The sequence below is a fragment of the Pseudomonas sp. FW305-E2 genome, from assembly GCF_058782925.1.
Genome location: NZ_JBYSYE010000024.1, coordinates 1 through 16,784, shown reverse-complemented (window position 1 = coordinate 16,784; position 16,784 = coordinate 1). Strand labels below are relative to the sequence as shown.

Annotated in this window: 19 protein-coding genes; 15 read left to right on the top strand and 4 right to left on the bottom strand. The window is 61.0% G+C overall.

The genetic code is table 11. From position 1 onward, the window contains the following. Window positions 1-125: 125 nt before the first annotated feature. Window positions 126-1,175: an AbrB family transcriptional regulator gene (locus tag AC3WLP_RS17670; RefSeq protein WP_371919710.1), complete on the top strand. Its 1,050-nt coding sequence runs from the start codon at window positions 126-128 to the stop codon at window positions 1,173-1,175. Between the two features lie 22 nt (window positions 1,176-1,197). Here the strand turns inward: AC3WLP_RS17670 and AC3WLP_RS17665 are convergent, their stop codons facing one another. Genes AC3WLP_RS17665 through AC3WLP_RS17655 form a run of 3 tightly spaced genes read right to left on the bottom strand, consistent with a single transcriptional unit; the run spans window position 1,198 to window position 3,617 of the window. After that, window positions 1,198-1,926 carry a carboxymuconolactone decarboxylase family protein gene (locus tag AC3WLP_RS17665; RefSeq protein ID WP_088512792.1) on the bottom strand — a complete coding sequence of 243 codons (729 nt, stop codon included), beginning with the start codon at window positions 1,924-1,926 and terminating at the stop codon, window positions 1,198-1,200. 56 nt (window positions 1,927-1,982) lie between these two features. Continuing rightward, the gene (locus AC3WLP_RS17660) at window positions 1,983-3,044 is read right to left on the bottom strand and encodes an NAD(P)-dependent alcohol dehydrogenase (RefSeq protein WP_218279753.1); all 1,062 of its coding nucleotides are present in this window, start codon (window positions 3,042-3,044) and stop codon (window positions 1,983-1,985) included. A 15-nt stretch (window positions 3,045-3,059) separates the two neighbouring features. Then, window positions 3,060-3,617, bottom strand: a complete 558-nt coding sequence (locus AC3WLP_RS17655; protein WP_088512794.1) for a flavodoxin family protein — start codon at window positions 3,615-3,617, stop codon at window positions 3,060-3,062. 145 nt (window positions 3,618-3,762) lie between these two features. Between AC3WLP_RS17655 and AC3WLP_RS17650 the strand changes: the two genes are divergently transcribed. Both AC3WLP_RS17650 and AC3WLP_RS17645 read left to right on the top strand, forming a co-directional pair. Further along, entirely contained in the window at window positions 3,763-4,719 is a 957-nt protein-coding gene (locus AC3WLP_RS17650) for a LysR family transcriptional regulator (protein WP_088512795.1), read from the top strand. Window positions 4,720-4,827: 108 nt separating this feature from the next. Further along, window positions 4,828-5,091 (top strand): glycosyltransferase family protein, encoded by a 264-nt coding sequence (locus AC3WLP_RS17645; protein WP_143516715.1) that lies wholly within the window; start codon window positions 4,828-4,830, stop codon window positions 5,089-5,091. Window positions 5,092-5,110: 19 nt separating this feature from the next. Here the strand turns inward: AC3WLP_RS17645 and AC3WLP_RS17640 are convergent, their stop codons facing one another. Continuing rightward, a complete protein-coding gene (locus tag AC3WLP_RS17640; protein ID WP_088512797.1) occupies window positions 5,111-5,998 on the bottom strand; it encodes a LysR family transcriptional regulator in 888 nt (295 codons plus the stop codon). A gap of 555 nt (window positions 5,999-6,553) precedes the next feature. On the opposite strand from AC3WLP_RS17640, the gene AC3WLP_RS17635 reads away from it, so the two are divergent. The 12 genes from AC3WLP_RS17635 to AC3WLP_RS17580 form a co-directional block, all read left to right on the top strand. Further along, a complete protein-coding gene (locus AC3WLP_RS17635; protein WP_256596087.1) occupies window positions 6,554-7,075 on the top strand; it encodes a cyclophilin-like fold protein in 522 nt (173 codons plus the stop codon). Between the two features lie 198 nt (window positions 7,076-7,273). Next, window positions 7,274-8,407, top strand: a complete 1,134-nt coding sequence (locus tag AC3WLP_RS17630) for an MFS transporter (RefSeq protein WP_207238230.1) — start codon at window positions 7,274-7,276, stop codon at window positions 8,405-8,407. 240 nt (window positions 8,408-8,647) lie between these two features. Beyond that, window positions 8,648-8,971 carry a cyclophilin-like fold protein gene (locus tag AC3WLP_RS17625; RefSeq protein ID WP_306299047.1) on the top strand — a complete coding sequence of 108 codons (324 nt, stop codon included), beginning with the start codon at window positions 8,648-8,650 and terminating at the stop codon, window positions 8,969-8,971. A 186-nt stretch (window positions 8,972-9,157) separates the two neighbouring features. Beyond that, window positions 9,158-10,288 carry an alpha/beta hydrolase gene (locus AC3WLP_RS17620; RefSeq protein WP_088512799.1) on the top strand — a complete coding sequence of 377 codons (1,131 nt, stop codon included), beginning with the start codon at window positions 9,158-9,160 and terminating at the stop codon, window positions 10,286-10,288. 20 nt (window positions 10,289-10,308) lie between these two features. Then, a complete protein-coding gene (locus AC3WLP_RS17615) occupies window positions 10,309-10,845 on the top strand; it encodes a DUF6152 family protein (protein WP_088512800.1) in 537 nt (178 codons plus the stop codon). Between the two features lie 10 nt (window positions 10,846-10,855). Next, on the top strand, window positions 10,856-11,347 hold the full coding sequence (locus AC3WLP_RS17610) for a DUF6644 family protein (protein WP_088512801.1): 492 nt from the start codon (window positions 10,856-10,858) through the stop codon (window positions 11,345-11,347). A gap of 48 nt (window positions 11,348-11,395) precedes the next feature. Next, window positions 11,396-12,445, top strand: coding sequence for an NAD(P)-dependent alcohol dehydrogenase (locus AC3WLP_RS17605; protein ID WP_088512802.1), 1,050 nt, complete (start codon window positions 11,396-11,398; stop codon window positions 12,443-12,445). Window positions 12,446-12,471: 26 nt separating this feature from the next. After that, the gene (locus AC3WLP_RS17600) at window positions 12,472-13,239 is read left to right on the top strand and encodes an SDR family NAD(P)-dependent oxidoreductase (RefSeq protein WP_088512803.1); all 768 of its coding nucleotides are present in this window, start codon (window positions 12,472-12,474) and stop codon (window positions 13,237-13,239) included. Window positions 13,240-13,305: 66 nt separating this feature from the next. Then, complete coding sequence (locus AC3WLP_RS17595) at window positions 13,306-14,049, top strand: SDR family oxidoreductase (protein WP_088512804.1); 744 nt, start codon at window positions 13,306-13,308, stop codon at window positions 14,047-14,049. A gap of 10 nt (window positions 14,050-14,059) precedes the next feature. Further along, a complete protein-coding gene (locus AC3WLP_RS17590; RefSeq protein WP_207238227.1) occupies window positions 14,060-15,154 on the top strand; it encodes an SMP-30/gluconolactonase/LRE family protein in 1,095 nt (364 codons plus the stop codon). 178 nt (window positions 15,155-15,332) lie between these two features. Further along, window positions 15,333-16,088, top strand: coding sequence for an SDR family NAD(P)-dependent oxidoreductase (locus AC3WLP_RS17585; RefSeq protein ID WP_256596088.1), 756 nt, complete (start codon window positions 15,333-15,335; stop codon window positions 16,086-16,088). Window positions 16,089-16,140: 52 nt separating this feature from the next. After that, on the top strand, window positions 16,141-16,784 hold a 644-nt coding region (locus AC3WLP_RS17580; protein WP_492576167.1), incomplete at its 3' end, for an MBL fold metallo-hydrolase.

Here is a 16,784-nt window from a genome sequence, read left to right as displayed (position 1 = left end):
TGCCAGTTATGAATTAATCAAAAGTAGAAAATAGACTTCAAAGTTTCACACGTCGATACTTTTCACACGACTCTCATACCTTCCCACTCCTGGAGTGATCGACGTTGCTGACCTTGGGCCCTAGCTTGGCTACCTATCGCCATTTCACCAAATGGTTGGCTTTGGCGGTCTGCGCTGCCGTTGCAGGCCATTTGCTCCATACTTTCGCAATTCCAGCCGGCCTGTTCCTCGGTCCCTTGTTGGTAGCCATTATCTTTGGCGTATGTGGGATGGGCCTCACTCTGCACCGCTATGCATTCCGATTCGGCCAGGGTTGCATAGGATTGCTGGTAGCGCACTCGGTGACTTGGTCGATGTTGGGAGCGCTGGCGAAATCGTGGCCCATCATGCTGACAGCGACGGTGGTCACGATGGGCCTGAGCATGATCGTAGGATTGGCTTCGGTACGCTTTGGTGGTTTATCCGGCAGCACTGCTGCTTGGGGCACTGCCCCTGGCGCCGCCTCCGCGATGGTGTCCATGGCCGAAGAATACGGTGCGGATTCACGTGTTGTCGCCTCTATGCAATACGTACGAGTCATTTGCGTCATCATGTTAGGATCGCTCGTCAGTCACTTGCTCGGCGCTACCGGCCCTGCACAGGCGAACATCAACGTCTCCTCTCTGCCCACTGCGCCCGGACTGGTCCAACTAATCATCAGCCTTTCGGTGATAATCGTGGGCATCATGATGGGATCGAAACTACCTGCCGGGTCACTTCTAGTGCCCCTATTGCTCGGTAGCACCCTGCAGTTGAGTGATATTTCGACTGTCGCCCTACCCGACTGGCTGCTTGCCTTTGCCTATGGTGTCATTGGTTGTTATGTGGGTCTGCGTTTCGATCAGCCGACGTTGCGTTATGTATGGAAGCTTCTACCGACAATGATTGTGAGCGCACTGGGGCTTATCCTGCTCTGCGCGGCCTGCGCATGGTTGTTGGCCCACATGCTCGAGAGAGACTTTCTCTCCATGTACCTCGCTACCAGTCCGGGAGGTATGGACATAATGGCGATCATCGCGATCGAAACCCATGCCGACGTGAGTTTCGTTCTTGCCATGCAAACTTTAAGGCTCTTCGGAGTGATCCTTGCTGGTGCTTACTGCGCGAAGCAGATCATCCGCCTCACCCAAGCATGACGGCGTACCGATTTCCACTCGCTCAGAAAGAATCGCTTCCGTAGTGCTGAGTGATGACTCGAGCTGCTTGGATCGCATTGCCCCATCCGCTGTAGAAGGCGACATGAGCCAGCAGCTCGCCGATCTCCTGCTTGGTCACTCCGAGTTTCAGCGCATGGCCCAGGTAGGCCGGCAGTGATGCCGATTGCCCTTGGGCAGAGTGGGAGGCAATCGTCGCCAGCGCGCGGTCACGTGCTGCCAGGCTCGGGCGCCGCCAGACCTCGCCATGCAGCAGCTCGTCGGTGAAGTGTTGCAATGCCTCTGAAGCCGGGGCGGCGTCGGCCGCCAGCACGGCAGTGCGCTCGGCCGCATCGGGCAGGACATCTTCCATCGCCAGCAGTTCGGGCGCAGTCCCCGGCAACTGATCGACGCCAATGCCGCGCTCATCGAAGATGCCCTTGAGCACGCCGACCGCGCCGAAGGCGTAGCCAAAGCCGGTATAGAACGCCAGGTGCGCCAGAAGCTCGGACAGCTCGGCCGGCTGCAGGCCGCTGTCGAGCGCCTTGTTCAGGTAGTGGACATAAGCGCTGCTGGCATTGCGCGACACCAGGATTGACACCGAGACGATGGCGCGCTCCCGTGCCGCGAGACTGGGCCGGCTCCAGAGTTCATCGACGATCCGGCCCTTGGTGTATGGCACCAGGACCGGGGTGACGGCGCCGATCATCCGAAACAACGGGTCGGTCTCCTGGATGTCAGGGTTGTTACTCATGCTTTGTGCTTCTTGTGGTCGGGGCCGGTACCGAGATGCCAGCCGCCGTACTCATCTCACGCTTCTTCCTGCTGGAGCGATGCCATGTCGATGACGAACCGATACTTCACGTCGCTCTTGAGCATGCGCTCGTAGGCCTCGTTGATCTGCTGCATCGGGATCACCTCGACGTCCGACACGACACCGTGCTTGCCGCAGAAATCCAGCATCTCCTGCGTCGCCGCGACGCCGCCAATGAAGGAGCCAGCGATGGCCTTGCGGCCGAACACCAGCGCGCCCGCCGCCACGGGTTCATTCAGCGGCCCCATGTAGCCGACCAGTACCAGCGTGCCGTTGAAGGTCAGCGTCGGCAGGTAGGGATTGACGTCGTGCTCGTAGGGCACGGTATCCACGATGAGGTCGAACTGGCCGGCCACGGCCGCCATCTGCTGTGCATCGCTCGACAGCACGACGTGACCGGCCCCAAGACGACGGGCATCCTCTTCCTTGCCGGGCGAACGAGTGAACAGCGTGACCTCGGCGCCGAGTGCCTTGGCCAGCCTCAGGGCCATGTGGCCCAGGCCGCCCAGGCCAACGACAGCAACCTTCTTGCCGGGACCCGCGCCCCACTGGTGCAGCGGATCCCAGGTGGTGATACCGGCGCACAGCAGCGGCGCAGCGCCGGCTAGGTCGAGCCCATCGGGGATGCGAAGGACGAATTTTTCGCACACGACCATCTGCTTCGAGTAACCGCCGTAGGTCGGCTGGTGGTCGTGTCGATCGGTGCCGTTGTAGGTGAAGGTGGCACCTTCCACGCAGTGTTGCTCAAAGCCCTGCTGACACGGATTGCAGTGCTGGCAGGAATCGACCATGCAGCCGACGCCGATGATGTCGCCGACTTTGAAGCGGGTGACGCCGCTGCCTACCTGGGTCACGCGCCCGATGATCTCGTGACCGGGCACGACCGGATAGCGGGTATATCCACCGTGGTTACGCGCGATGTGCAGGTCGGTGTGGCAGACACCGCAGTAGAGGACATCCAGCACGACGTCATCGGGCCGCGGTGAACGCCGCTCGAACTGGAACGGAGCCAAGGCATCCGTCGCGGATGGAGCTGCATAGCTCAAGGTCTTCATAATGAGGTCCTTTCTGTATCAGCCGCGTCCAGCATTGAATTGCTGGGCCAGTTCGGCCACGCGCTTGCCCAGGTGCTGGGCCGTGTCCAAGTCGCTCTTGATGGGGGACAGTTCGGGCGATTCGTCCTTGGAGAACGCCATCGCGCCCAGCCAGCCGCCCACGCGGTTCAGCTCGTCGTTGCTCTTGCCCGGGAACAGGTCCAGGCCGACCCAGACCATGCCGTGCTGCGCCGCGAATAGCGCCAGAGCGATCAACGAATTGAGTTTGTCACCATGCATCGAACCGGAATTGGTGAAGCCGGCGGCGATCTTGTTGCGCCAGGTCTGCGGCACCCAGGCAGTCCGGGTCGAGTCCTCCATGAACTTCTTGAACCGGGCGCTGATCGTGCCGTTATAGGTGGGTGAGCCGAAGATGATGGCGTCGCTGGCCGCCAGCGCTTCCCAGTCGATCGGGCCGTCAGCCACGGCGATCAATTGGGCTTCAGCGCCGGGAACGCTGCGGACGCCTTGGGCGATGGCCTCGGCCTGTTTCTTGGTGTGGCCGGTGCCACTGTCGTAGATGATGCAAACAGACATCGGAACTCTCCTTTTGCAGATGCTGTGTGCATGGTGCCGGCCTTAACAATCAACCGTAAGTAGGGAGTTGGTTGTTGTACTATTAACCTAGGGTTGATAGTAGTGCGGCCGCTTCGCGTGGACCGGCCTCAGCAAGGGAGATTTCATGGATTCGTCGCATCGGGTAAGAGCCATCCTTTCCTTTGTCCAGGCCGTGGACGCCGGCAGCTTTGCGGCCGCTGCGCGCGTGCTGGGTGTTTCGTCCGCCGCAGTCAGCAAGACCGTCGCCAGTCTGGAAGCCGCCCTAGGAGTGCGTCTGCTGAACCGCACGACGCGAACCCTCAGCCTCACGGATGAGGGCACCGTATTTCTTCGCCAGGCACGGGTAGCCCTGGAAGCTCTCGATGCCGCTGTCGATGCGGTTGCTGCGCAGCGCGCCGAACCTAACGGACGTGTGCGCATCTCCACGAGCGCCGCCTTTGGCCGGGAGCATTTAATGCCCGTCCTGCCCGGCCTGCTGACGCGCTACCCGGGATTGTCGATCGCCGTAGATTTCGACGACCGCGTGGTCGATCTCGTGGGGGACGGTTATGACCTGGGCCTGCGTGGTGGCCACATCCGGGACTCCGCGCTGGTATCGCGTCCGGTTTGTCACCTCAACACGGTGCTGGTCGCGTCTGACGGGTATCTCGCTCGCCAGGGAGTGCCGCGCGCCGTCGAGGATCTGGCGCACCACCGACTGGTCGCACGGCGGTTCCTGAGCGGCATGGTGGATGCCTGGAGCTTCCGGGCAGCCGACGGCAGCATCACCACCCTTGACCCGACGGATTCGGCGGTCTTGACGCTCTCCGCACCGGAAACTCTGGTCGAAGCGGCATGCGACGGCATTGGCGTAGCACAGGTCGCTGTTCACCTGGCTTGGAAATATTTGATGGCCGGCAGGTTGAAGGTCGTACTCCACATGCAGCATCATCCAGGTAGCTATGAGATGGTGATCCAGTATCCCCATCGCGCCCTGATCGCCCCTCGTGTACGCGTGGTGGTGGAGTATCTTTTAGAAGCATTTGCTGCTGACGATAGTTTGCACCTGCCGCTGGATGCGCTGGCTGAACATGCCTGCTGAAGACTGGAATCGGTGTCATCCTTAGGCGCCCAAAGACCTTTGAAGTTCTTCGCTACAAGCCAGACCGAAGCAGTAGCAGTGATGCTGGGGACGTGCCCTGGATATGCCTTGGAACACTGCAACGTCTGCGCAGGCATGCCAGCAGCACACGGATCATCGTTCCCCTTTACCGGGGGAAGCGGCCATCCCGTGATCTTCGGCCGTCAGTTCTGGCGAGCGCTGACACAATTGCAAGGGCATCAGGACAGCAAACAGGTGATCCAGAGCAACCTGCATGCTTGTATCATGATCGAGGTCGATGACCCTGGCGTGCGATTGGATGTAGACACACCGCTCGAGCTTTCCGCCAACCGTGGTAAGCATGAACGCTGACCGCCTCGATCACGTTGCCTCACATGCGAAGGGCATTCATCACTAAAGTGAAGGCACGCGACGGCTGACGGCGGCTTGGGTAATACAAAAAGTAACCGGGGAACGGAGCGCACCAGTCCTCCAACACTCGAACGAGGCGGCCATTTTCCAGATGCGGTGCGAATTCCTCCTCCGGGAGAAATGCGATGCCCAAACCTGCCAAAGCTGCATCAACCATGCTGGGAGACGTGTTGAAAACCAGCTGGCCATCCACCCGTACATTCAACTGCTGCCCCTGGCGCTCGAACTCCCAGACATACAACCCTCCCGCTGTTTGCATACGCTGATTTATGCAGCTGTGCTTCAACAGGTCGCGTGGACTCTTGGGAATGGGCTGGCTTTCAAAATACATCGGAGAGGCCGCAGCAGCCATCCGCAATCGAGGACCTATTGGCACCGCAATCATGTCCTTGTCAATGGTATCTCCTAAGCGTACGCCTGCATCGAAACGGTCGGCCACGATATCTCGAAAACCATAATTGATATCGAATTCCATCTTGATATCGGGATACTCGCGCAGCAGGTGCGTGAGCTTGGGGAGTAGGTACGCTCTAAGAATGTGTTCTCCACAGGTGATACGCACAGTACCTGCAGGCTTATCGCGCATTTCGGTCAGTTCGTCGAGCTCTGCCTCGATCTCGTCAAAACGATGACCGATCGCTTTCAGTAAGCGCTCACCTGCTGCCGTAGGCGACACGCTACGCGTGGTTCGCGTGAGCAAACGAATCTCTAACCTGGCCTCAAGCCCGCTGATCGCCTGACTGAGGGCAGACTGAGTCACGCCCAATACCGAAGCAGCCCGTGTGAAGCTGCCTTCGCGAGCGATCGTTACGAATGACAAAAGATCGTTGAGATTACGCCTGACCATCGCTCAAGTGTCCCACAAAATACTGATTAGTGCAGCTAATAGGCCCTTTAAGAATCGATTAGCTAGCGACATGCCAAAGTAAGTGTTTACATAAAACTCCTTCTTGGAATTCTCAGAACCGTATGGGCCCATAATCAGGAGCATGCGTACCGCAGGGCCGAAGGCTTTTCTGCTTCCTTATGACTTGCAGGGATCGAACATGACTTCACCTCCAAATGATCAAAAGGCTGCAAGAATATTTACCGTAACGGCAGGTCGCCGCGGTTTTTAGGAAACTACGGGAATAGCAGCCTTAGGAGCGGCCTTTTCACTTGGCTGCCTACCCGTAGCCTTCAGGTCTCTGACCCTGACGTTGACTGGATGGGCAACAGCCCCGGTCACTACGATCGCGGCGCGGACCGTGCGACGAGCCTGCGAACAATTCGCGATGCTTCCGGTCGTGACATCCGTTTTTCGACATGGCCGAAGTGTACCCGTCCTGCATGAACTAGGAGCTCCTAGCCGAGGCATTGGGGGCGGTGCGTAATCAGCTCGTAAGCCACTGGAGCCTGGAGAGTGAAAACGAAGAGAAGGCGCACCAACGCGCTGACCGGCGCCCTGCTTGCAGCCACCCTGTCTGTGAGTTTTGGCGCAGTTGCACGGCAAGATCAGACCCATACAGGCACTGTTCAGACTGCGCCCACTCACGAGAATGCAACCCTGTCGAACAGGACGAATGAAGTGACCACGATAAAGATGAGCTTCAACGGCGGCGAAGCACTGGTGGAGCTAATAGACAATCCGAGCACCCGCGACCTGGTCTCCATGCTGCCGCTGACATTGAAGTTCAGCGACTACAACAGCGTCGAGAAGATTGCTTATCCGCCACGCAAGCTCTCGACCACAAGCGCTACTTTCGGGTTGACCCCATCAGTGGGTGACTTCGCCTTGTATGCGCCGTGGGGAAATCTGGTCGCCTATTACCGTGACTTTCGACATTCCAATGATCTGATCCACCTTGGCCGCTTCACCTCCGGGCTGAAGCAATTGGCAAGTATGGACGGCGAGTTCAGCGTTCGGATCGAAGTGATTAAGTAGCTCCATTCGCCCTCCCCCATCGTCCGGACGGCTAGCTCACACGAAGGTCGTGGATTACCAAGCTGTGGCAAGGATTACCAGTCAATCGAGATAACGAAGACGATCATGGCTTCCCCCAAAAGTACCGTAGCCGCAAAGGCGACCCACATACAGCAAGACACCAGTGGCCAGCCCGCCAATTGGGCAGGCGTGTTTGCGATGTCTTTGTGCATCTTCGCACTGATTGCATCCGAGTTTATGCCTGTGAGCTTGCTCACCCCAATCGCAGCAGATCTGAATGTCTCCGAGGGCATGGCTGGTCAAGGCATTGCGATCTCCGGCGCGTTCGCAGTGCTCACTAGTCTGTCGATCTCCGCATTGGCCGGAGGCATGAATCGCAAGACCCTGTTGCTGATGCTGACTGGTGTCATGGCACTATCGGGAGCCGTGGTCGCACTGGCCTCGAACTATGCAGTGTATATGGCCGGTCGCGCGCTTATCGGCGTGGTGATTGGTGGTTTCTGGTCGATGTCCGCCGCAACAGCCATGCGATTGGTGCCGGCCGCGCAAGTGCCGAAGGCGCTAGCGATCTTCAATGGTGGCAATGCGCTCGCTACGGTAATCGCAGCCCCTTTAGGCAGTTATCTCGGCTCGATCATAGGCTGGCGTGGCGCTTTCTTTTGCTTGGTACCGGTGGCAGGAATCGCCCTGGTTTGGCAGTGGGCCAGTCTGCCCCCCATGAAACATACGAACCGGTCTACGGGTTCCGCCAATGTCTTCAAAGTGCTCAAGAACCGATCAATTGCATTGGGCATGGCCGCATGCGGCGCTTTCTTCATGGGCCAGTTCGCACTATTTACCTACGTACGGCCGTTCCTCGAGACCGTGCCCCTTGTGAGCGTCTCTGCGGTCTCGCTCATCCTGCTTGTGATAGGCATTGCTGGTTTCATCGGTACTGTACTAATTGGCAACGTCCTCAGGCACAGCCTGTATGGGACGCTGGTCGCTATTCCTGTCTTGATGGCAGGCGTCGCAGTGATGCTGATTCCATTCGGTGCCCTGGCCGCAGCGGTCGCGGTGCTACTCGGCTTATGGGGGCTGATGGCGACCTCTGCACCGGTAGGTTGGTGGAGCTGGGTTGCCCAGGTCATGCCTGAAAATGCCGAAGCCGGCGGCGGCCTGATGGTAGCGGTCATTCAACTGGCCATCGCGTTGGGCTCGACCATCGGCGGATTACTGTTTGACTCAACAGGCTACCAAAGCACTTTCGTGGCAAGCGCAGCCATGCTGCTGGGCGCGGCCTTCCTGACATTCCTGACATCGCGATCGAAAACCCGACTAGCGTCAGCCTGAACCACGCATGACACAAGGAGACCGCGATGAGCATGAAGCATAGTGTTCCTTGCAGTGGCCGTCATATGCCCGCCAAGCGCCGCAACGCCTCGTATCGGCAAACGCTACACGGTCTGAGCCTGTTGTTTGGTCTGATCGTGCTTGGAAGCTGCGACGCCGCCCAACCCAAGATGTCGGCTGCGCCTTCCGGCATCGCAGACACTGTTCAATCAGCGGAGGTACATATGTGGATGATGGTCGGTGAACATCGATTCGCAATCACCTTGGCTGATACCGAAGCCGCCCGTGTTCGCCACCTTACTGCCGCTCACGATCGACATGGCCGACCTAAATGGTAACGAAAAGCATGCGAAGCTGCCGAAAGAACTTCCGACCCGTACAAGTCGACCTGGCACGATCCATAACGGCGATCTGATGCTCTACGGCTCACAAACACTGGTCGTTTTCTATCTGACCTTCGACTCACCTTATTCGTACACACGCCTCGGCCGTATAGATGATCCTGTCGGAATGGCCCAGGTCCTTGGTGGCGATGATGTCCGAATCGTTTTCGACAAAAACTAGAAAGCCCGGTTTGCGACGCCCCTTCATGGAAAAGATCGCTCTGCATAAGGCGCTCGCGCGAATCAACCTGCGTACGCTCTCAAGGCCTGCATCCCGATAGCAGGCGGCCCAAACGGTATCACTGATCCCAGACATGAGCCGTGTCGGCCGCCTGGAAAACACCTCTTCACGTTATAGGAAGAAGTCATGAACACAGTCACGCTGAAAATCTCGAATAGCGATCAACGACCGTCTCTGAAGCGCCTTATCCAAGGCTCAATATTTGTCGGTTTGGCAGCGTTTTTTGGTGAACAGACGGCACAAGCTTCTGCGGAAATTGCCACCAAAGACGTTGGCGGTTTACGGCTTACGCAGCAGTGGGACAAGGTGTTTCCCAAGAGCGAGAAGGTCGATCAAAAGAAGGTGGCCTTCAAGAACCGCTACGGCATCACCCTCGCGGCCGACCTGTACCTGCCCAAGAACCGGGCGAACCGGCGGCTGGCGGCGATCGTCGTCGGCGGTCCGTTCGGCGCGGTAAAGGAACAGTCCTCGGGCCTGTACGCGCAGATCATGGCCGAGCGCGGCTTCGTGACGCTGGCCTTCGACGGCTCGTACACCGGGGAGAGCGGCGGCGAGCCTCGCAACGTCGCCTCGCCGGACGTCAACACCGAGGATTTCATGGCGGCGGTGGACTTCATCGGCCTGCAGCCCTACGTCGATCGCGAGCGCATCGGCGTCATCGGCATCTGCGGCTGGGGCGGCTTCGCCTTGAACGCGGTGGCCGCCGACAAGCGCGTCAAGGCGGTTGTCGCCAGCACCATGTACGACATGACCCGCATCATGTCCAAGGGCTACAACGACGTCGTGCCCCCGGAGCAGCGCGCGCAGACGCTGGAGCAACTGAGCCGGCAGCGCTGGGAGGACGCCGCGAATGGCAAGCCTGCCTACCAGCCGCCTTACAACAAGGACGTGAAGGCTGGCGACGCGCAGTTCATGGTCGATTACCACGAGTATTACATGACGCCGCGCGGCTACCACCCGCGCGCGGTCAACTCCGGCAATGCCTGGACCATCACCACGCCGCTGTCGTTCATGAACATGCCGATCCTGACCTACATCAAGGAGATTTCGCCGCGTCCGATCCTGTTCGTGCATGGCGAGAAGGCCCATTCGCTGTACTTCGCCCAGACCGCCTATGCCGCCGCTGCCGAGCCCAAGGAACTGGTGATCGTCCCGGGAGCGAGCCACATCGATCTGTACGACCGCGTGGACAAGATCCCCTTCGACAAGATGACGGCCTTCTTCGGCGAACACCTGAAGCAGGTCGCAGCCAAGTGAACGCCAGGAGTGCAGAGACCATGAACACTCACCGCCTACCCAGCCTCGCCAGGCTTGCGATGATCGCGTCGTTCTTCCTGGCCTTGCTGCCGACAACGCCGGCGTTCGCGCACCATGGTTGGGCCGCCTTCGACACCGATCGGCTCGTCTATATTTCCGGGACGGTCTCATCGAAAGGAGTCTGGGGCAACCCGCACTCCCTTTTCGATGTGACCCTGGATCGCAACCTGCCTGCCCAGACGCCCAAGCTGGCGATTCCCGAGCAGTTGCAGGACCCCGAGGACAGTGTGCGGGTCAACGCCGCGCCCTCCTACAAGGGCAGCCGCCAGAAGCTGGAGGTCATCATTGCCCCGCCGGCCTGGTCGGGCAGATGGGGCTTGGGGCGTGCGCTGAACGTCGGAGAGCGCTTCCAGGCGGTCGGCTACATCAATCGGACGGATCAGGGCATGTTTCGCCCGGTCGTGTTCTGGTACGGGGATGACGCCGTGCCGGTGAACCAGGTGCTCGGCAACACGCTCCCGGTACGCGCACCGCTGTCGAACTCTGGACGGAACTGAGCTGCTGCGTATGCCTGAACTTCTCAGCGCGTGGCTGATGGTGCTGCAGGACTCTGCACTCGGCGAGACGGTACGCAATGCCCAGTACCTCTATCCCGCGCTGGAGTCAATCCACATCCTTGGGATCGCGCTCCTTGTCGGCCCAGCTTTCACTTTCGACCTTCGACTGTTGGGAACCGGGCACCGCATCGTGCCCGTGACCATGGCCGCGCGCTGTCTGCTGCCTGTCTCCCACATCGGTCTGACCATCGTCGCGACCACGGGTATCGCACTGCTCAGTGCCCAGGCGACCGTGGTGGCCGCTGCCGAGGCTGCACCATGGAAATTCGGACTCATCGCTGTCGCAGGCATCAATGTGCTGGTCTTCCACAAGGGCATCTACCGGACGGTGGCCGATTGGGATGTGCATGCCCTTCCTCCGCTGTCGGCGAAGGTCTCCGCATTGGTGTCGGCTTTTGTATGGGCGGGGGTCATCGTCGCGGGCCGCTTTCTGGCGTACTGATTCTGGCCAGCACTGCGAGGCCAGCCCACTCAATCCAAGGAATCACACATGACAGTCAAAGCCTACGGTGCCCCCGCCGGCGACCACCCCCTCGAATCCATAGCCATCACCCGTCGCGCGCCGGGTGCGCAGGACGTACAGATCGACATCGCCTACTGTGGCGTGTGCCATTCCGACATCCACCAGGTGCGCGCCGAGTGGGCGGGGACGCTCTATCCCTGCGTGCCGGGTCACGAGATCGTCGGCCGCGTTTCGGCGGTGGGCGCACACGTGTCGGGCTTCAAGCCCGGCGATCTGGTGGGCGTCGGCTGCATCGTCGATAGCTGCAAGCACTGCGCCGACTGCGATGAAGGCCTGGAGAATTACTGCGACCACATGGTCGGCACCTACAACGGCCCCACGTCCGACGCGCCGGGCCACACACTGGGCGGCTACTCGCAGCAGGTCGTGGTGCATGAGCGCTATGTGCTGCGCATCCGCCACCCCGAGGCGCAGCTCGCCGCCGTGGCGCCGCTGCTGTGCGCGGGCATCACCACGTACTCGCCGCTGCGCCACTGCAAGGTGGGACCGGGCCACAAGGTGGGCGTGGTCGGCATCGGCGGCCTGGGCCACATGGGCATCAAGCTCGCGCATGCCATGGGCGCGCACGTGGTGGCGTTCACCACCTCGGAATCCAAGCGCGAGGCGGCCAAGGCGCTAGGCGCCGACGAGGTGGTGGTTTCGCGCAACCCCGCAGAGATGGCGGCGCACGCCAACAGCTTCGACTTCATCCTCAACACCGTGGCCGTCCCTCATGACCTCGATGCGTTCTTCGTGCTACTCAAGCGCGACGGCACGATGACGCTGGTCGGCGCGCCGGTTTCGCCGCACTCGTCGCCCGAGGTGTTCAACCTGATCCTGAAGCGCCGCAGCCTGGCTGGCTCGGCGATCGGCGGGATTCCCGAGACGCAGGAAATGCTGGACTTCTGCGCCGAGCACGGGATCGTCGCGGACATCGAAATGATCCGTGCCGACCAGATCAATGACGCCTATGAACGCATGCTCAAGGGCGACGTGAAGTACCGCTTCGTGATCGATAACGCATCGCTGGCGGCCTGATTTTTTGATCTGACAAGGAGATTTCCATGAGCGTCACTTACGACTTCACCGGGCAGGTCGCCTTGGTTACCGGCGCTGGTTCTGGCATGGGGCTGGATACGGCGCGCGCGTTCGCAAAGGCGGGCGCCGCTGTCACCCTGGCGGGCCGCGAGGAGGCCCCGCTGCTGAAGGCTGTGGAAGAGATCACCGCCGCTGGCGGCAAGGCCATCGCCGTGGTCTGCGACGTCGCTGATGAAGACCAGGTGGCGGCTATGGTCGAGCGTACCGTCGCCACCTTCGGCCGCCTGGATGCCGCCTACAACAACGCAGGCATCCAGGTTCCTGCTTCGGAAATCGCCGATCAGTCGGCGCAGGACTACGACCTCATCAGCGCCATCAATCAGCGCGGCGTGTGGGCCTGCATGAAGCACGAACTCAAGCAGATGCGCAAGCAAGGCAGCGGCGCGATCGTCAACTGCTCGTCCATCGGCGGCATCACGGGGCGGGCCATGATGGCCGCCTACCACGGCACCAAGCACGGCGTGATCGGACTGACCAAGAGCGCAGCCCTCGAATACGCCACCCGCGGCGTGCGCGTCAATGCCGTGTGCCCCGGCACGATCAGCACACCAATGGTCACCAAGATGCTCGACAGCGGAATGCTGGCGATGGACGACCTGCTGCGCGACCTGCCGATGAAGCGACTGGGCACGGGCGACGAGATCGCCGGCGCGGTGCTTTGGCTGTGCAGTTCCGGTTCGAGCTTCGTGACCGGCCAGGCCCTCGTCGTGGATGGCGGCTTCACCGTGTACTGAGGCGAAACAACGATTCTTCGCGCCGGCAGACCTTGCGGGCGCACCTACCAGAGGCAGAGAAACATCATGATCAAAGATAAAGTCGTCATCATCACCGGCGCATCCGCCGGCATCGGCGAGGCAACCGCAAAGCTGCTCGCGTGCAAGGGCGCCAAGGTCGTGTTAGGTGCGCGCCGCGAAGAAAACCTCAAGCGCATCGCGCACGAGATCCAGCAAAGCGGCGGCCAGGCGATCTATCAGGCCCTGGACGTCACCAAGCAGGAAGACAACGACGCGATCGTCAAGCTAGCCAAGGACACGTTCGGTCACGTGGACGTAGTTTTCCTGAATGCCGGTCTGATGCCGAACGCGCCGCTGTCGGCCCTTAAAACCGCCGAGTGGCACCAAATGGTCGATGTCAATATCAAGGGCGTGCTAAATGGCGTGGCCGCAGTGCTGCCGTCCTTCGTGGCGCAGAAGTCTGGCCACGTGATCGCCGTGTCTTCGGTCGCCGGGCTCAAGGCCTACCCGGGCGGTGCCGTGTACGGCGGTACCAAGTGGTTCGTGCGTGACTTCATGGAAGTCTTGCGCATGGAGTCAGCAATGGAAGGCACGAACATCCGCACCGCGACGCTCTACCCCGCCGCCATCAACACCGAACTGCTGAGCACGTTCAGCGACAAGGAATCGCTCCACCAGATGCAGGGCATCTACGACAAATACGGTATTTCCCCGGATCGGATCGCCGATGTCGTCGCCTTCGCCATCGATCTTCCCGAGGACACGACAGTCAACGAGTTCACGATCGGTCCTGCGAACCAGCCTTGGTAAGGGCGGCGCCATGATTCGGACGTCCATTTGCAAACCGGCCTGCGCACACGTGCGCAGGCCTGGCGCCAACAAGAAATCCAGAGCAAGCGCAGTGGTGGTCGCCGTCTGCCTGGTTGCCGGGATGGGCTTCACGTCGGCCGCATCGGCGCAGCAAGGCGCTGCCGCAGGATTGGCCTACGACGCACAGACGCAGAGTGCCGTTCCGATTCCACCCTCGGAACGCGCCTTGCAGACGGTCGTGGCCGAACCCTGGTTCAAGGTTTCCCACGAGGGCCTGATCCTCGAAGGTGCGATTTTCAAAGGCAGCGGCAACCTGCTTTTCTGCGACGTGAGCGGTCGTCGCGTGCTGCGCCTGACGCCGGACAAGCAGTTGTCCACCGTGGTCACCCTCGATGCCCTTCATCCGGGCGGGTTGGCCTTCCATCCTGACGGGCGCCTCTTCATCGCGGCACTGGACATCCAGAAGAACCGGGGCGCGATCTACGCGGTGAACCCGGACGGCTCGGGCCTGCAGCCGATCGTGCCGCCCGTGGCCGGGTACATGCCCAACGACCTGGTATTCGATGCGCGCGGCGGCTTCTACTTCACCGATTTCAAGGGGAATGCGACCGAGCCCAAGGGCGGCGTGTACTACGCCTCGCCGGACCTGACCATCAAGCCCGTCCTGCCCAACCTTGCGATGGCGAACGGCCTTGCGCTCAGTCCCGATGGCAAGTCGCTGTGGGCAACGGAGTTTGGTCGCAACCTGCTGCACCGAATCGAACTGGCGGATGCCACCACCATCGCGCCCATCGGCTCGGCCATTGCCTACCACTTCGTCGGCCCGGCACCGGACTCGATGCGCGCAGACGCCGATGGCAATGTGTACGTAGCGATCTACGGGCAAGGCCGCGTGCTGGTCTTCAACCGCAACGGCATTCCCATCGGCCAGGTACTGCTGCCCGGACGCGATGGCGGCCACAACCTGGCCTCCACCAGCCTGGCCATCCACCCGGACAGGAACGACCTGTACGTCGTCACCAGTGACATGGACAAAGGACAAGGGGCGACGGTGTTCCATGCCAAGGCGTTCAGCAAGGGGCTGCCGTCTGCTTCATCTCGATAACGTTATGCCGCCGCGGGCTATCCAAACCCAGGCGGCCTGATAGGAGGACATGCCCATGGACCGTCGAACATTTCTCACAGCAGGCGTCGGACTGGGTTCGGCGTTGATGGCCGGCTCACTCCTGGGTGCAGCGACATCCAGGGCACAGACACCGGCGGACTCCCGAAATAAGGCTTTCATGCCCAACGCACAACGAGGCGGCAAGGCGCGCGTTTTCGTTACCGGCTCGGCCGATGGACTGGGCTACGCCACGGCCAAGACCTTGATGGCCCAGGGCCACGAAGTGGTCGTGCATGTGCGCTCGCAAGCCCGTATGTCGGCCGTGAAGGAACTCGTGGACCATGGCGCCGTCGCCACGGTCGGCGACCTGTCCGACCTTGCGCAGATTCGCGATCTCGCCCGCCAGGTCAATGCGATCGGCGCAATGGATGCCATCGTCCACAACGCGGGCGTCCTCAATGGCGCGCAACTGCTGGTCGTCAACGTCGTCGCACCATACCTGCTCACGTCGCTGATCCAGCGCCCCAAGCGCCTGATCTACCTGAGCAGCAGCATGCACCGGGGCGGACGCGCCAGCCTGGCCGGCATGGACTGGACCGGCCGCACGTCCACCGGGAGCTACTCGGACAGCAAGCTCTTCGTGACCACGCTGGCAGCGGCCGTCGCACGGCTGTGGCCCGAGGTGTACAGCAACGCCGTTGATCCGGGCTGGGTGCCGACCAGGATGGGCGGCCCAAGCGCGCCCGACGACCTGAGACTGGGCCACCTGACCCAGGAATGGCTCGCCACCAGCGGCGATCCCGAAGCACTGACCAGCGGCGGCTACTGGCACCACCAGCGGCGCGAGCAGCCGCATGCCGCCATCAACGACACCCGGTTCCAAGATCTGCTGCTGACCGAACTCGCCCGCGCCACCGGCACGAAGCTGTCGTGATGGCCCCCACCACGGTATCCCCTGCATGAAAAGATTCTGGACTCGACTTCTCATGGCCTTTGTCGGTATCGCCATCCTCGGCGTCGTCGGTGTGTTCGCCTACTTGCAGCAACCCGTGTTCGGGGAGCTGCCCAGCAGCGAACGGTTGGCGCGCATCGAACACTCGCCCAACCATGCCGATGGCGTGTTCCGCAACCAGATCGACACGCCCATGAAGACGACAGACCAGTCCGAGCTGTCGATGTGGATGGAGACCCTCTTTGGGGAGAAGGGCCAACCCCGTCCGCCTGGCGCGATTCCCGCCATCAAGACCGATCTCAAGGCGCTCGACCCCGCGCAGGACCTGGTGGTCTGGCTCGGCCATTCCGCCTACTTCATCCAACTGGACGGCAAGCGCATCCTGATCGATCCAGTCTTCAGCACCAACGCCGCACCCATACCGGCAGCGAACAAGGCCTTCGAGGGCACCAGCATCTACACGGCCGACGACATGCCCGAGGTCGATGCGCTGCTGATCAGCCACGACCACTACGACCACCTGGACTATCCCTCCATCCTGGCCCTCAAACCCAAAGTCAAGCAGGTGATCGTGGGCCTGGGCGTGGGAGCGCATTTCGAGCGCTGGGGCTACGACATGCGCACCGTGCGCGAGGCCGATTGGAACGAGGTCGTCGCCCTGTCGCCGCAGGTACAAGT

What these genes read in the sequence shown, in the direction of transcription:
- AC3WLP_RS17665 (WP_088512792.1), bottom strand. Translation starts at nt 1,926, where the DNA reads ATGAGTAACAACCCTGACATCCAGGAGACCGACCCGTTGTTTCGGATG.
- AC3WLP_RS17655 (WP_088512794.1), bottom strand. Translation starts at nt 3,617, where the DNA reads ATGTCTGTTTGCATCATCTACGACAGTGGCACCGGCCACACCAAGAAA.
- AC3WLP_RS17650 (WP_088512795.1), top strand. Translation starts at nt 3,763, where the DNA reads ATGGATTCGTCGCATCGGGTAAGAGCCATCCTTTCCTTTGTCCAGGCC.
- AC3WLP_RS17640 (WP_088512797.1), bottom strand. Translation starts at nt 5,998, where the DNA reads ATGGTCAGGCGTAATCTCAACGATCTTTTGTCATTCGTAACGATCGCT.
- AC3WLP_RS17630 (WP_207238230.1), top strand. Translation starts at nt 7,274, where the DNA reads ATGTCTTTGTGCATCTTCGCACTGATTGCATCCGAGTTTATGCCTGTG.
- AC3WLP_RS17620 (WP_088512799.1), top strand. Translation starts at nt 9,158, where the DNA reads ATGAACACAGTCACGCTGAAAATCTCGAATAGCGATCAACGACCGTCT.
- AC3WLP_RS17615 (WP_088512800.1), top strand. Translation starts at nt 10,309, where the DNA reads ATGAACACTCACCGCCTACCCAGCCTCGCCAGGCTTGCGATGATCGCG.
- AC3WLP_RS17610 (WP_088512801.1), top strand. Translation starts at nt 10,856, where the DNA reads ATGCCTGAACTTCTCAGCGCGTGGCTGATGGTGCTGCAGGACTCTGCA.
- AC3WLP_RS17605 (WP_088512802.1), top strand. Translation starts at nt 11,396, where the DNA reads ATGACAGTCAAAGCCTACGGTGCCCCCGCCGGCGACCACCCCCTCGAA.
- AC3WLP_RS17600 (WP_088512803.1), top strand. Translation starts at nt 12,472, where the DNA reads ATGAGCGTCACTTACGACTTCACCGGGCAGGTCGCCTTGGTTACCGGC.
- AC3WLP_RS17595 (WP_088512804.1), top strand. Translation starts at nt 13,306, where the DNA reads ATGATCAAAGATAAAGTCGTCATCATCACCGGCGCATCCGCCGGCATC.
- AC3WLP_RS17590 (WP_207238227.1), top strand. Translation starts at nt 14,060, where the DNA reads ATGATTCGGACGTCCATTTGCAAACCGGCCTGCGCACACGTGCGCAGG.
- AC3WLP_RS17585 (WP_256596088.1), top strand. Translation starts at nt 15,333, where the DNA reads ATGCCCAACGCACAACGAGGCGGCAAGGCGCGCGTTTTCGTTACCGGC.